The 14,481-nt window shown below is 59.6% G+C and carries 13 protein-coding genes and 1 tRNA gene; 4 read left to right on the forward strand and 10 right to left on the reverse strand.

The window, feature by feature from the left end; genetic code table 11:
- The first annotated feature begins 53 nt into the window (after positions 1-53).
- Complete coding sequence (fpr, locus tag ACM6I0_RS28675; RefSeq protein ID WP_003443014.1) at positions 54-833, forward strand: ferredoxin-NADP reductase; 780 nt, start codon at positions 54-56, stop codon at positions 831-833.
- Positions 834-1,004: 171 nt separating this feature from the next.
- On the opposite strand, the gene tsaA is transcribed toward fpr, so the two are convergent.
- From tsaA to rimO, 6 genes are all read right to left on the reverse strand, one after another.
- A complete protein-coding gene (gene tsaA / locus ACM6I0_RS28680; RefSeq protein ID WP_285430286.1) occupies positions 1,005-1,703 on the reverse strand; it encodes a tRNA (N6-threonylcarbamoyladenosine(37)-N6)-methyltransferase TrmO in 699 nt (232 codons plus the stop codon).
- A 163-nt stretch (positions 1,704-1,866) separates the two neighbouring features.
- Entirely contained in the window at positions 1,867-2,637 is a 771-nt protein-coding gene (locus ACM6I0_RS28685; RefSeq protein ID WP_285430284.1) for an SDR family oxidoreductase, read from the reverse strand.
- A 136-nt stretch (positions 2,638-2,773) separates the two neighbouring features.
- Positions 2,774-3,244: a DUF1456 family protein gene (locus ACM6I0_RS28690; RefSeq protein ID WP_285430283.1), complete on the reverse strand. Its 471-nt coding sequence runs from the start codon at positions 3,242-3,244 to the stop codon at positions 2,774-2,776.
- A 75-nt stretch (positions 3,245-3,319) separates the two neighbouring features.
- Positions 3,320-4,030 carry an rRNA pseudouridine synthase gene (locus tag ACM6I0_RS28695; RefSeq protein WP_090187685.1) on the reverse strand — a complete coding sequence of 237 codons (711 nt, stop codon included), beginning with the start codon at positions 4,028-4,030 and terminating at the stop codon, positions 3,320-3,322.
- Between the two features lie 92 nt (positions 4,031-4,122).
- Positions 4,123-4,596 carry a GNAT family N-acetyltransferase gene (locus tag ACM6I0_RS28700; protein WP_285430282.1) on the reverse strand — a complete coding sequence of 158 codons (474 nt, stop codon included), beginning with the start codon at positions 4,594-4,596 and terminating at the stop codon, positions 4,123-4,125.
- A 113-nt stretch (positions 4,597-4,709) separates the two neighbouring features.
- Positions 4,710-6,047 (reverse strand): 30S ribosomal protein S12 methylthiotransferase RimO, encoded by a 1,338-nt coding sequence (rimO, locus tag ACM6I0_RS28705; RefSeq protein ID WP_059181533.1) that lies wholly within the window; start codon positions 6,045-6,047, stop codon positions 4,710-4,712.
- A 289-nt stretch (positions 6,048-6,336) separates the two neighbouring features.
- Between rimO and ACM6I0_RS28710 the strand changes: the two genes are divergently transcribed.
- Positions 6,337-8,238, forward strand: coding sequence for a potassium transporter Kup (locus tag ACM6I0_RS28710; protein WP_285430280.1), 1,902 nt, complete (start codon positions 6,337-6,339; stop codon positions 8,236-8,238).
- Between the two features lie 185 nt (positions 8,239-8,423).
- On the opposite strand, the gene ACM6I0_RS28715 is transcribed toward ACM6I0_RS28710, so the two are convergent.
- A complete protein-coding gene (locus ACM6I0_RS28715) occupies positions 8,424-8,750 on the reverse strand; it encodes a DUF3077 domain-containing protein (protein WP_285430278.1) in 327 nt (108 codons plus the stop codon).
- Positions 8,751-9,232: 482 nt separating this feature from the next.
- On the opposite strand from ACM6I0_RS28715, the gene ACM6I0_RS28720 reads away from it, so the two are divergent.
- Positions 9,233-9,523 (forward strand): type II toxin-antitoxin system Phd/YefM family antitoxin, encoded by a 291-nt coding sequence (locus ACM6I0_RS28720; RefSeq protein ID WP_259152092.1) that lies wholly within the window; start codon positions 9,233-9,235, stop codon positions 9,521-9,523.
- An 11-nt stretch (positions 9,524-9,534) separates the two neighbouring features.
- On the forward strand, positions 9,535-9,822 hold the full coding sequence (locus tag ACM6I0_RS28725; protein WP_111450975.1) for a type II toxin-antitoxin system RelE family toxin: 288 nt from the start codon (positions 9,535-9,537) through the stop codon (positions 9,820-9,822).
- A 316-nt stretch (positions 9,823-10,138) separates the two neighbouring features.
- Here ACM6I0_RS28725 and ACM6I0_RS28730 read toward each other — a convergent pair whose 3' ends face one another.
- The 3 genes from ACM6I0_RS28730 to ACM6I0_RS28740 all read right to left on the reverse strand — a co-directional run bounded on the left by ACM6I0_RS28730 (position 10,139) and on the right by ACM6I0_RS28740 (position 14,434).
- Entirely contained in the window at positions 10,139-11,437 is a 1,299-nt protein-coding gene (locus ACM6I0_RS28730; RefSeq protein ID WP_414923844.1) for an AcvB/VirJ family lysyl-phosphatidylglycerol hydrolase, read from the reverse strand.
- Entirely contained in the window at positions 11,437-14,079 is a 2,643-nt protein-coding gene (gene mprF / locus ACM6I0_RS28735; RefSeq protein ID WP_414923845.1) for a bifunctional lysylphosphatidylglycerol flippase/synthetase MprF, read from the reverse strand. The genes ACM6I0_RS28730 and mprF overlap by 1 nt, the downstream gene beginning before the upstream one ends.
- A 278-nt stretch (positions 14,080-14,357) precedes the next feature.
- Positions 14,358-14,434: transfer RNA gene (locus ACM6I0_RS28740), tRNA-Met, on the reverse strand.
- Between the last annotated feature and the right edge of the window lie 47 nt (positions 14,435-14,481).

A 14,481-nucleotide genomic window follows, 5' to 3' on the forward strand; every position in this document is an offset into this window, starting at 1 on the left:
GATGCAATTGCGCACATCATTGGCGCAGGCAAATCTCCAGGAGTCCCACGTACATGAGCAACATGAACCACGAGCGTGTCCTCAGTGTTCACCACTGGAACGACACTCTGTTCAGCTTCAAGTGCACCCGCGATCCGGGCCTGCGCTTCGAGAACGGTCAGTTCGTGATGATCGGCCTGCAACAGCCCAACGGCCGGCCGCTCATGCGCGCTTACTCGATTGCCAGCCCGAACTGGGAAGAGCATCTCGAGTTTTTCAGCATCAAGGTGCCTGATGGCCCGCTGACTTCCCAGTTGCAGCATCTGAAGGAAGGCGACGAGATCATCATCAGCAAGAAGCCTACCGGCACCCTGGTGCTGGATGACTTGAAGCCTGGCAAACATTTGTACCTGCTCAGCACCGGTACCGGTCTGGCGCCATTCATGAGCGTCATCCAGGACCCGGAAACCTACGAGCGTTTCGAAAAAGTGATCCTGTGCCACGGCGTACGGTACGTCAATGAAGTCGCTTACCGCGAGTTCATCACCGAGCACCTGCCGCAGAACGAGTTCTTCGGTGAAGCGCTGCGTGACAAGTTGATCTACTACCCGACCGTGACCCGCGAGCCGTTCGAGAACGAAGGTCGCCTGACCGACCTGATGCGCAGCGGCAAGCTGTTCAGCGACATCGGTCTGCCACCGATCAACCCGCAGGACGACCGCGCCATGCTGTGCGGCAGCCCGAGCATGCTCGACGAGACCAGCGAAGTGCTGAACAGCTTCGGTTTGAAAGTTTCGCCGCGGATGCGCGAGCCGGGTGATTACTTGATCGAGCGTGCGTTCGTCGAGAAGTAAGCCCAATACCTGTGGGAGCGAGCTTGCTCGCGAATGCGGTTTAACATTCAACGATCATGTTGACTGACAGTCCGCTTTCGCGAGCAAGCTCGCTCCCACATTGGTTTTTTATTCGCCACAAAAAGCCCGCGTTGCCTGAAAAGGCATCGCGGGCTTTTTCGTTTCTGGCATTCAGGATTTTGCGGGAATGACTTCAAGAACGCGGATCACGCCGGCCTCGGGATAATGCCAGCGCACATCCAGATCCCAGAATTGCGCCCCGTATTCGCGCTCCGGCGCAGGAATCTGGTACGCCGGCCGTGGGTCTTGTGCCAGGCATTGCTCGATCAGTGCCACCAACGGCTCTTCAAGGCGCTGAGCATGGCTATGAGCCTGTTGCAGCGCTGAGTCCGTCCACTGCACGGGAATCAGCGATGGCGCAGCGCTGGCGATGCTATTGGACGCTGTGTCGATGATGTCCGCGTAAGGCACATAGGGTTTGATGTCCAGAATCGGCGTGCCGTCGAGCAGGTCTATTCCAGATATCCACAGCCGATTGGCTTCTACCTTGTCCAGCTTCACCACGGATTGACCGATGCCGTTGGGCCGGTGCGTCGCGCGCGTGGCAAACACGCCCATGGATTTGTTGCCGCCCAGACGAGGCGGGCGGACTTTCAGGCGTGGTTTTTCTTCAAGGGCTTGATGAAACAGGAACAACAGCCAGACATGGCTGACCTGCTCCAGGCCTTGCACCGCATCACCCTGATCAAAAGGCGCCACCAGTTCGAGCACGCCGCGAGCAGCCGGGGCCAGTTGCGGTTGGCGCGGGATGGCGAATTTCTCCTTGAAGCAGGAGCGCACGAAGCCGATGGGGGAAACGCTGTAGGTCATGGTTTGGGGGTCGAAGCGGGTAAGAGGCGGGCATGATAACCCACCCTAAGATCGTTCCCACGCTCTGCGTGGGAACGCTTCAATGGACGCTCTGCGTCCGCTTTTGGGACGCGGAGCGTCCCGGGCTGCATTCCCACGCAGAGCGTGGGAACGATCATGCGGATCAGAGGCTGAATCCACCATCCAGCGGGATAATATTCCCGGTCATATACGCCCCAGCCGTGCTCGCCAGGCTGATCGCCAGCGCCGCCATCTCTTCTTCCCGACCCCAGCGCTTCATGGGTATCAACGCCGTATCGTGCGCCAGCGCCTGCTCATCGTTGCCAATGTGCTGGGTCATCTTGCTCGGGAAACGCCCCGGTGCAATGACGTTGACGTTGATGTGCTGGCTCACCAGTTCTCTGGCCAGGATTCGCGACAGTTGATGCAGGGCCGCTTTACTCGGGCCGTAGGCATACGCCTCTTCACCAAAGGAAGAAATCCCGGCCACTGAGCCAATATTGATGATCCGTGCCGGATTTGCTGGCGAACCGGCCTTTCGCAGCAGCGGCAAAAACTGCTGGATGCAGTTGAACACCGATGTCACGTTGAGCTGCATGACCTTTTCCCAGCCCTTGACCGGGTAACTCTCAAGCGGCGCGCCCCATGTGGTGCCGGCATTGTTCACCAGAATGTCCAGCTGGCCAATCTGCTCACTCAGGTGCGCCGCCAATTGCTGGACGCCTTCCTCATGAGCCAGATTGGCAGCTACCGCATGACACACCCCGAAGGCGCTCAGCTCATCGGCGGTTTGCCGGCAGGCGTCGGCATCACGGGCGCACACATAAACGCTGGCGCCGGCCTCGACATAGGCCTTGGCGATCATCTTGCCGATACCACGGGTGCCGCCGGTCACCAGTGCGGTGCGGCCTTGCAGGGAAAAGTACGGGTGCATGGCGAGTCCTGAGAGCTGAGGGTCATTACACCCTAGTCGTCAGCCGCCGGAAGCGGAGCCACTATTTTTGCGAGGAATGAAGGTCTATACAGGCTGGCCTTGAGCCGCAGAGTTGCGGCTCAAGGCGCATGTGCGCTTACTGCGGGCGAACACGCAGGGTCAGGCCCTTGAGGAAATTGCGCAGCAACTGGTCGCCGCACGCCCGGTAATTGCTGTGTCCGACCTTGCGGAACAGCGCGCTCAGCTCGGGCTTGGACACCGGAAACTCCGAAGCCTTGAGGATGGCGTGCATATCGTCTTCTTTGAGTTCGAAGGCCACGCGCAGCTTTTTCAGGATGATGTTGTTGGTCACCGGCACTTCAATAGGTTGCGGCGGACGGCTTTCGTCCTTGCCGCGTTTGAAGATCACCAGGCCGTCGAGGAAATGCGCCATGACTTCGTCCGGGCAGCGTACGAAGCCTTCTTCGTCTTCCTCTTTCTTGTCCAGGTACGTCAGCAGGTCTGCCAGGGTGACGTCCATGCCGCCGAGCTTGATGATCTCGATGACTTTTTTGTCGCTGATGTCGAGCATGTAGCGCACGCTGCGCAGTACGTCATTATGGATCATGGTGTGCAGTCCTGATATTCAGCAGTGGGCGCCGCATAAACAGCGGCGCCGAAATGTATGGCGGCGTGAAAAGTCTTAGAACTTCTCTTTGCCGGACAGGTAGCGCCATTGCCCCAGCGGCACTTTGCCGATGGACACGCCGCCAATGCGGATGCGGCGGATGGCGACGACCTTCAGGCCGACGGCCTGGCAAAACAGGGCGATCACGCCCGGTTGTGGGTTCTTCATCGCAAAGCGCAGGCGATTTTCGTTCTGCCAGCTGGCCTTGACCGGCGGCAGTTCCTTGCCCTTGTAAGTCAGGCCATGGTTCAGGCGGTTGAGGCCGTGAGCCACCATGTCGCCTTCAACCTCGACCACATACTCTTGCTCGATCTTGGCGGAATCGGCAGTCAGTTTGCGCAAGATCTTCCAGTCCTGAGTGAACACCAGCAGACCGCTGGCGTTGGCTTGCAGGTCGGTGCTGGCGGTCAGCCGCAGGAAGTGGCCCTTGAGCGGACGTTTGCTGAAGCGGTGTTCTTCGCTCAGGGTCTCGGCGCTGATGGTGGCCATCGCCGTTTCCGCGTCCATCCCGGCCGGTACGTTGAACAGGATGGTCACCGGTTCCGGTGCGGTGGCCTTGGCTTCCGGGTCAAGCTCGACTTTCTGGGTGTCGACCTTGAATTGCGGTTCGTCGATGACTTCGCCGTCCACGGTGACCCAGCCGCCCTCGATGAACAGCTCAGCCTCCCGACGGGAACAGCCGACGAGTTCGATGAGGCGTTTGGAGAGACGAATCGGGTCAGTCATGACAGGGCCGTAACAAAAAAGGGGTGGGCATTGTACCTGCGTGGCGCCGGTTAATCCCGGCTCCATTTGCCGCATGTGCTTTTAATGTTGTGTCAGCCATTGCGCGTCAATTGTTGCGCCTGACGCAAGCGCATATGCAACAACGGATAGGGCTGTCCCATGCCATCGACTTCCGAACGACCGATCACCTCAAAGCCCTGCTTGAAGTAGAAACCCAGCGCCTGTGGGTTCTGCTCGTTGACGTCCAGTTCATCGGCGTTCAAATGTTCCATGGCATAGCGCAGCAACTGCTTGCCCAAGCCTTGGCCACGATGGGCCGGGTCAATGAAGAGCATTTCGATCTTTCCCGCGGCGACCCCGGCAAACCCGGTGATGCGCTGGCGAGCGTCCTTGGTGCAGATCAGCATCACTGCGTCGAGGTAGCGGGTCAGCACCAGGTTCTTCAGCAGTTCGATGTAGCTGTTCGGGAGGAAGTCATGGGTGGCGCGCACCGAGGCTTCCCAGACGCGCGTGAGTTCTTCGTAGTCGCTCTGTTTCGGCGTGTGGATGACCGAATGTTGGCGCATGGCCGGCTGCCCCTTTTACCGTTGATTGTGCGAGTCCTTTCTCCCACAAAACGATAGACGTAAAAAAGCCCCGCATCTCGTGAAAAGAGCGGGGCTGTGTGTATTTTTTGCGTTTAGATCTGTTCAGCCCACAGGTCGTACTCGTCGGCGTCGGTCACTTTGCACCAGACCTTGTCACCCGGCTTGAGGTTGCTGCCGTTGTCGATGAACACGTTGCCGTCGATTTCCGGGGCATCGAAGAAGCAGCGGCCGACCGCGCCTTGCTCGTCGACTTCATCGACCAGCACTTCGATCTCGCGGCCGATGCGCAGTTGCAGGCGCGCCGAGCTGATGGCCTGCTGGTGCGCCATGAAGCGGTCCCAACGGTCTTGCTTGACGTCGTCCGGCACGATGGCCGCGTCCAGCAGGTTGGCCGGGGCGCCTTCGACCGGGGAGTACTGGAAGCAGCCGACGCGGTCCAGCTGCGCTTCGGTCAGCCAGTCCAGCAGGTACTGGAAGTCTTCTTCGGTTTCGCCGGGGAAGCCGACGATGAAGGTCGAACGGATGATCAGGTCCGGGCAGATCTCGCGCCAGTTCTTGATGCGTGCCAGGGTCTTGTCTTCAAAGGCCGGGCGTTTCATGGCTTTCAGGACTTTCGGGCTGGCATGCTGGAACGGGATGTCCAGGTACGGCAGGATTTTACCGGCGGCCATCAGCGGGATCAGCTCGTCGACGTGCGGGTACGGGTAAACGTAGTGCAGGCGAACCCAGACGCCGAGGGTGCTCAGGGCTTCGCAGAGTTCGGTCATGCGGGTTTTCACCGGCGCGCCGTTCCAGAAACCGGTGCGGTATTTCACGTCGACGCCGTAGGCGCTGGTGTCTTGCGAGATCACCAACAGCTCTTTGACGCCGGCCTTGACCAGGCGCTGGGCTTCGTCGAGCACATCACCGACCGGACGGCTGACCAGTTTGCCGCGCATCGAAGGAATGATGCAGAAGCTGCAGCTGTGGTTGCAGCCTTCGGAAATCTTCAGGTAAGCGTAGTGGCGCGGGGTCAGTTTGATCCCTTGCGGCGGCACCAGGTCGATCAGCGGGTTGTGATCCTGGCGCGGCGGCACTGCGTCATGCACCGCGTTGACCACTTGCTCGTATTGCTGCGGACCGGTTACGGCCAGCACGCTTGGGTGTACCTTGCGAATATTGCCTTCTTCGACGCCCATGCAGCCGGTCACGATGACCTTGCCGTTTTCCTTGATGGCTTCGCCGATCACTTCCAGGGACTCAGCCTTGGCCGAATCGATGAAACCGCAAGTGTTGACCACAACGACGTCGGCGTCCTCGTAGGTGGACACGACGTCATAGCCTTCCATGCGCAGCTGGGTAAGGATGCGCTCGGAGTCGACCAGTGCTTTGGGGCAACCCAGGGATACGAAGCCAACTTTTGGATTGGCTGGCGCGGGAGTGGTGGACATGTCTAACCTCGGTATTTGGGACGCCTCCAGCCGAAGACGGCAAGGCGACAGACGGGCGCTATGTTGCGCCTCTGGTCAAAAAGTGCGCAATTCTAGCGATGAGAGGCGCACTTGACCAGCTTTATGCAGGGAAATACGACGAGTGCTGCGCTATGCTTCGCGCCGTTACGCTTTACCGAATTTTTACAGTCAATAAATCGTCTGTAACCTTAAGTAAAACAGCGCATGCTGCACGGCAAAGCATAGTGCTTCTTATAAGAAGTCCGGGTCTGAGTAGTAGGAGTTTTGGATGGGGCAGGCAAGTAGTCAGGCTGCAAGCGCTGAGCATTCGGCGGCAAAGCCGATCGGCATGCTGGTCGCGGCGGTGGGTGTGGTTTACGGCGATATCGGCACAAGCCCGCTGTACACCCTCAAGGAAGTGTTCTCCGGTGGCTATGGCGTACCCGTCAACCATGACGGCGTGCTGGGCATCCTGGCGCTGATTTTCTGGTCACTGATCTGGGTTGTGTCGTTCAAATACATGATGTTCGTGCTGCGCGCCGACAACCAGGGCGAAGGCGGAATCATGGCCTTGACCGCGCTGGCGCGGCGGGCGGCGTCGGGGTATCCGAAACTGCGCACCCTGCTGGTGGTCTGTGGGCTGATCGGTGCGGCGCTGTTCTATGGCGACAGCATGATCACCCCGGCGATTTCCGTGCTCTCGGCCATTGAAGGCCTGGGCCTGGCATTCGATGGCATCGACCATTGGGTGGTGCCGCTGTCGTTGATCGTGCTCGTCGCGCTGTTTTTGATCCAGAGTCACGGCACCGCGCGGATCGGCATTCTGTTCGGGCCGATCATGGTGACGTGGTTTGTGGTCCTGGGTGCCCTGGGCGTCCACGGCATCTTCCAGCACCCGGAAGTGTTGCAAGCGATAAACCCGGTCTGGGGCGTGCGCTTCTTCATCGACCACCCGGGCATGGGCGTGGCGATTCTTGGCGCAGTAGTACTGGCGCTGACCGGCGCCGAGGCCCTGTACGCCGACATGGGCCACTTCGGCCGCAAGCCGATTGCCCGTGCCTGGTTCATCCTGGTATTGCCGGCGCTGGTGCTGAACTACTTTGGACAGGGCGCGTTGCTGCTGGGGGACCCGGAAGCCGCTCGCAACCCGTTCTACCTGTTGGCACCGAGCTGGGCGTTGATTCCGCTGGTCGGCTTATCGACCCTGGCCACGGTGATTGCCTCCCAGGCGGTGATTTCCGGTGCGTTCTCCCTGACCCGTCAGGCGATCCAGCTCGGTTACATTCCGCGCATGCACATCCAGCACACTTCCAGTGCCGAACAGGGCCAGATCTACATTGGCGCGGTGAACTGGTCGCTGATGGTCGGGGTGATCCTGCTGGTACTCGGCTTCGGATCCTCCGGCGCCCTGGCTTCGGCCTATGGCGTGGCGGTGACCGGTACGATGCTGATGACCACCGTGCTGGTGTCGGCGGTGATGTTGCTGCTGTGGAAGTGGCCGCCGATCATCGCGGTGCCGCTGTCGATCGGTTTCCTGTTGGTCGACGGCCTGTACTTCGCCGCCAACGTGCCGAAAATCGTTCAGGGCGGGGCCTTTCCGGTGATCGCCGGTATTGCGCTGTTCGTGCTGATGACCACCTGGAAACGTGGCAAGCAACTGCTGGTCGAGCGTCTCGACGAGGGCGGATTGCCGCTGCCGATCTTCATCAGCAGTATCGCCGTGCAACCGCCGCACCGCGTCCAGGGCACCGCCGTGTTCCTGACCGCGCGCCCGGACGCCGTCCCCCACGCGTTGTTGCACAACCTGCTGCATAACCAGGTGCTGCACGAGCAAGTGGTGCTGCTGACGGTGGTGTACGAAGACATTCCTCGGGTGCCGGCATCACGGCGTTTCGAGGTCGACTCCTATGGCGAAGGCTTCTTCCGGGTGATCCTGCACTTCGGTTTCGTCGACGAGCCGGACGTGCCGCAAGCACTGAAGCTGTGCCACCTCGAGGACCTGGACTTCAGCCCGATGCGCACCACCTACTTCCTCAGCCGCGAAACGGTCATCGCCTCCAAACTCGAAGGCATGGCCCGCTGGCGCGAGGCGTTGTTCGCGTTCATGCTCAAGAATGCCAACGGCAACCTGCGCTTCTTCAATCTGCCGCTGAACCGGGTGATTGAACTGGGTACACAGGTCGAGATGTAAGCCCCATCAAAAAGCCCCTGTTGCCAGTGCGGCAGCGGGGGCTTTTTTGTGCCCGGGATTCAGAAACTGGCGATGCCCCCCCTGTGGGAGCGAGCCTGCTCGCGATAGCGATCTGTCAGTCGACATCAAAGGTTTTTCCAGTCCGCCATCGCGAGCAGGCTCGCTCCCACAGGGGTTTTTCGGTGTTATTTGCTATCGGGCATTTCTTCTTCGGATTCAGTCTTCGTCCGCGCCGGTCGCGGCGTCAGCACCTTCACCACGTCATCAATCACGGCCTTGCCCATCGCCGTCAGGTAATGCGCAGCCCAGGCGTGGCGGTCGGTGTCTTTTGCATAGGCGGCGTCCTCGGTAAACGATTTGGCGAGGAACAGCAGGTCGGAGGCTTGTGACAAGGCATCAACGATGGGGACGCCGGCGCGGACGTTGAATAACGCCTCATCCTGGCAGTAGATGAGCGGGGTGAAGCCGATGGTTTTTAAATCTGAAATTGCGGTTGAGTCAGTTTTAGTCATGTTCAAAATCCTAGTTGAGGAGCTGCCCCATTCGTTTCCAAGCAAATGGGTGACAGCTGTACGCAGGTTGGAAAACCGGGAACTAGGAAACCGGCACGCCCGAGAGCGTCCCACGCACAGCTGCCATAACTCATGATCAAAAAACACATGCAATCATGAAGAGGCGCTGTTGCGGCTAGTTGACGGGTTTCCAAGCCCGATCGCTGAATGGTCAGCGACGTCCGGAGACTATCCCGTCGAAGAAACGCGCAACAAGGCGGCAAAGTGCCCAAACACGAGATTCGGAGTTTGCCTACAAGGTCTGCGGGCGTCATCCGATATTGCGACACCAGAAGTAAACGAAACTAAACACTTGCCGTGTGCGAGAAAAGAGCAGGGCGATAGAATCCAGTTTTTTTGCTGCTTGCTGTATGTCGAATTCAACGCAATACTCTGCGTAGAACTGTGTGTTCAAATTTGCACGAGTAGGTAGAGAGGTGAGTATGACGGCATTGTTAGAGCGTGCTGACCAAGCAATATCGGTGACTGCGATGGTCAGGGGGTTTAGTGCGAGGCTTAAAGAAATCTCCAGCCGAGCCACCGAGCGGCTGGTCATTTTCAAAGACAACCAACCCGCAGCGGTCATCATCAATGTCGAGGCGTATCAGGAAATGCTCGATGAGCTTGAGGACCTTCGCGTTGAAGCTGCTGCCCGGGAGCGATTGATTGGTTTTGATCAGGCCAAGGCCGTCAGTCACGACGATATGCGGGCACGGTACGCCAGGAAAGACTAAAGGAGCTATGGATGGTTTGGGGCGTTATCTATCATCCGGAGGTCCAGAAGGATCTGGATCTGCTGGGAGCAGTGGCAGCGAACCGTATTCTTGATGTTATCGAAGAGCGGATTATCAATGGTGAGCCGGACAAGAGCGGCAAGCCCCTAAGAGCCAGTCTGGCTGGCTGTAGACGGATCCGGACAGGCGACACGCGGATTGTTTATCGAGTCGATGGCAAGGCTATTCAAGTATTGATCGTTGCAGTCGGGGCTCGACGTGACGAAGAGGTATACGGCGCCGCAGAACGTCGCCTCTAAGTAGGAAGCCCCCGTTGCCGTGAAGGCAGCGGGGGCTTAATGAGATGGTCAGCCTGACCGAGAAGCCCTGCAGGTTTACGCTTGCAGGGCTTTTCTCGTTTTCGGCGGAGGATCTCTCATGAACACGATGACGCTTCTCGGTATCGACATTGGAAAACACAGTTTCCACCTGCACGCCAAAAAAACGGTTTAGGGGAAATGGAATCTGAGTCGAATTCGGCATAACGTCAGGCTAGCTGGAAGCGCTTCATATTTGCTCATATGAAAAAGCCCCCGCAACCAAACGGCTGCGGGGGCTTTTTGTGGGCGGTTCAGATCACTCCTGAGCCGTCGCTCCGTCCTTGGCCTGACGCTTGACGATGATGTCCACCAACCGCTGTGCCAGCGCCGGGTAGTTCTCGTCGAAGTGATGGCCGCCAGGCAGTTTCATCGCTTCGCCTACGGCGGTCTTGTCGGTGCAGCCGCTTTCGTCGACTTCTTCTGCACCGTAGATGCACACCACTTTCTCTGGAGGCAGCTTGGCCATTTCCGGGCCGGTGGCGGCTTCTTTGCCGGCGTTGCCGAGCCAGCCTTCGACTTCGATCTCGAAGCTGCCGGTGCGGGCGAAGGCGAGCAGGATGATTGCGTCGACGCGCTGCTGTTCCGATTCGGCCAAGCGGTTGTAGATCGCCGGCAGGACGTCGGCGCCAAACGAATAACCGGTCAGGATGAAGCGCTTGGTGCCCCATTTTTGCCGGTAGTGCTGCATTAGTTCGGCGAGGTCCAGCGCGCTTTGCTCCGGGCTCTTGTGCTGCCAGTAGTAACGCAGGGTGTCGATGCCGACGACCGGGTAGCCGATCTTGGCCATTTCGCCCGCGACGTCGCGGTCCAGGTCGCGCCAGCCGCCGTCACCGGAGAGGAACAGAGTGACGGTGTCCTTGGCCTGACCTGCCGGCACTTCGACCACTGGAATCTGCAAGCCGCCAGCAGCTTTGTCGCCGCCGACGAGAATTTTGCGCAGTTCGTTGTTCAGCACTTGCGGCAGATTGATGTCGTAGTCGCTGATGCTGGTTTCGGCATTCGGTTGGTCGCGCACGAAGCCGGCACTGGTGTCATCCGGGTTGTCGTTCCACGCCACCAGCCAGTGGCCGTGGGCAGCACTCTTCGGCAGCAGGTGCGTGCAACCCGGTTTTTCCAGGGCCAGGTCCACCGAAACGGCCTGGGCCTTGTCGTTCTTCTGTTCGGACAACCAGCGCCAGGCCAGCACGGCACCAGGACCGATACCACTGACCAGGGTCGCAGGGCCTTTGAGCTCTCTCAGACCCGATTGCAATGCGCGACTTTGCAGCAAGCAGTCCTTGGGCAAAATGACCTGAACAATCTGTGCCGACGCGGTGCGGCTCAAAGTCAGCAATTGCTGGTCGCTGAGCTTTTGCTCGTCGTTGACCGATACCAGCACCTGGGCGCGTGGAGTTCTTCCGGGAATGACGCGCGTGATCGCGGCGCCATCGGCGGGCGTCAGCCGTTCGAGGGTTGGTTCCGGTGCCGGACGTTTCAGGTACCAGTAACCGCCACCGAGAATCAGGGCCAGCACTACCAGTGTGGCCAGTACGTACCGCAAGGAGCGTCGAATCATCAGCGTTTCACCAATCCAGTCAAGCCGCCCGCAATCAGGGCAGCAGTGTCGGCCAGGGCAACCAGCGGATCGAGTCCGGCGGGCACGGCCATATAACGGGGTTCCCAGTCGGGCTGGAATTTGTCTTTGAAGCGGCGCAAGCCTTGGAAGTTGTAGAGCTGCTCACCACGGCGGAATACCATCGAACCCAGACGCTGGGTCAGAGGTGCGCCACGGCGGGGTTGCAACCCCGACAGCGGCACCATGCCCAGGCTGAAACGCGCGTATCCATGATTTTTATAATGTTGGATCAAGCCGATCATCATGAATTCCATGGTCAGCTTGGGGGCGTCCGGGTGTGCGCGCATCAGGTCGAGGCTGGCCAATTCATGGCCGAACGTCTCGAGCAGGTTGGCGAACGCCACCGGGCGTCCTTCGAAACGAATCACTGCCACCCGGAAATGCTTCAGGTAGTCATCGCTGAAACGGCCGAGCGAGAAACCTTTCTCGCGCACGTTCTTGCCCGTCAGCCAGGCATCGGAAATCACCTTGAGCTCGTCCATCGGCGCTTGACCCGGCTCGAAGATCTCCAGCGACAGACCATCACGGGTGCCCCGGTTCCAGGTGTAGCGCAGGTCTTTCATCTCTTTGCCCTTGGCCTCGAGATCAAAGCGCTTGAGATCGACCCGGGCTTCTTCGCCCAGTTTGATCGCGGTCAGGCCGATGTCCATGTAGTACGGCAGGTTCTCGGCGCGCACTTGATAGAACACTGGGCGCGCATGGTGGACGTCGCACAGGTCGCGGAACTGCCAGATCATCTCCGCCCGTTGCTGGGTCGGGCCGATCGGGTCGTACAAGGCCACCAGGCTGCGCCCACGGCGGGCGTACATCAGGAACGCCTGGTCGTTAGGGTGGAACAGCAACGCCTTGTCACCGGTCAGGGCCAGGCCGCCGTCCGGTTGCGAGGAAGCCATGAGGATTTTTACCGCACGGTCCAGTTCATCCAGTGTCGGCAGATGGATCACCGGACGCGCGGTGCGCAGCAGCCAGGTCAGGGACACCACCACCAGCAGCACCGCTGCGCCGAGCAACGAGCGCAGGCCGCGCGGAGCGTCGGCGTCGAGGGTGAACTGCCACCAGAGTTGATGGCTGTACGGAACGTCCTGATAGGCAAACAACAGCAACCAGATCGACGCCCCGAGCACGCACAGGCTGGACACCAGGTACAGCGGCGAGAACGGCAATTCGGTCAAACGGCTCGGGCGATAGAACGAGCGGCGAAAGACCCCGAGCAGGCTCGCGATGAGGGTCATCAGGCAAGCTTCTTCCCAGTCGAACCCTTTAAGCAGGGAGAGCAGGGCGCCCACCAGCAAAAGAATGGTGGTCAGCATCCATGCGGCCGACAGTCGGCGGCGCAGGCCTTGGGCCAGCAACAGGCAGAGAACACCGACCAGGCTGGCGCCGAAGTGCGAGGCGTCGACCAATCGGTGCGGAATCAGAAAGCCGATGTGTTCCAGGCGGGTGTCGATTTCCGGAGTCACGCCGGAGAACAGCAACACCACGCCCGACAGGAACACCAGCACCGACAGGATCGGTGCGGCCAGGCCGGACGCGGCCCGCAATGATTGGCGCGTCTGGAACAGGCGCTGACCTTCATTGATCAGCAGCATCAGGCAAGCTACCAGCAACGGCAGAATCACGTAGATCAAGCGATACAGCAGCAGTGCGGCCGCCAGTGGCGCCGCGCCGAGTTTGTCGGCGAAAGCTGCCAGCAGAATCGCTTCGAACACGCCGACCCCGCCGGGTACATGACTGAGCACGCCGGCGGCCAGGGCCAGCAGGTACACCAGCATGAAGGCGCCGAACGGTGGGGCTTCCGGCAGCAACAGATACAGCACGGTGGCGGCGGCAGCCACGTCCAGGGCGGTAATGACCAGTTGCAGGAACGTCAGGCGACGGCCAGGAAGGCGCAAGGTGCGCCGGCCGACCTTGACCAACAAGTTGTCCGGATAGGGTTGTTCCGGCAGTCGACGGCGGTATATGCCGATGGCCAACACTGAAAAGAGCAGCAGCACGGCAGCGGCAATCGTCCCCAGTAACAGTTCGGACAGACCCAAGGCGGTAGAAGCGGCAGGCAGGTTGCTCAGAGTCGCCAGAGCGGCCAGCGGTGGCAGGGCGCAACCCAGCGAGAGGCTGGCGAACAAGGTCATGTGGGCGACGTCAGAAGCCCCCAGGCCATGGCGCGCATATAAACGGTAACGCACCGAGCCACCCGAGAGCATGGACAGGCCGATGGCGTTGCCGATGGCGAACGCGGTAAAGCCGCCGAGCGCGAGGATGCGCGGCGCCAATTTCACACCGGCGTAGCGACTGGCCGACCATTCATATCCCAGCAGAATAATGAACCCGGCCACGGTCGCACCCAGCGCCCCAAGCAGTGCAGGCTTGGGAACTTCAAGGATCGAGTCGTGCAAAGCGTACAGGTCGAGCTCGCTCAGCAGATGACGACAGGCAATCAGCGCGATAGCGAACAACAGCAGAGTGACCGCCAGACCAATGGGCTGACGATATTTGCTGACCAGATCCAGCAAGCGCAAACGCTCGGGCTTGATCGGTTGTGTCGCTGTGACGGTGTCTTGTGGATCAGACGAGTTGGCGCGCATCAATCACCTCTTGGATTGTGCGCGACAGGATGGAGGTATCGAGCCAAGTTACCAATCCCTGTAGAAAAAAATAATCACAAATATTAACGCCTCTCACCGGGTAGCGGTGATGGCATGTCATCAGTGGTAGAGGGTTCTGTCTGCGATTCAGCATAGTCTGGTCTCAGAGCTTCGTTGATCCGGAACGCTTCACTACACAGTGACAGGTCATTGTTGCGAAAGGACTTTTTCAATAGATACAAAAAAGGCCACTCTTTCGAGCAGCCTTTTTTGATGTTTGGTTGCGGGAGCCGGATTTGAACCGACGACCTTCGGGTTATGAGCCCGACGAGCTACCAGACTGCTCCATCCCGCGTCTGTGTGGCGGCATTCTACAGGCGAACGCGTGGGTGTCAACCGTTA

Origin of the sequence: Pseudomonas sp. IT-P294, from assembly GCF_949767865.1 — a bacterium.
In the GTDB taxonomy this organism is placed as follows: domain Bacteria; phylum Pseudomonadota; class Gammaproteobacteria; order Pseudomonadales; family Pseudomonadaceae; genus Aquipseudomonas.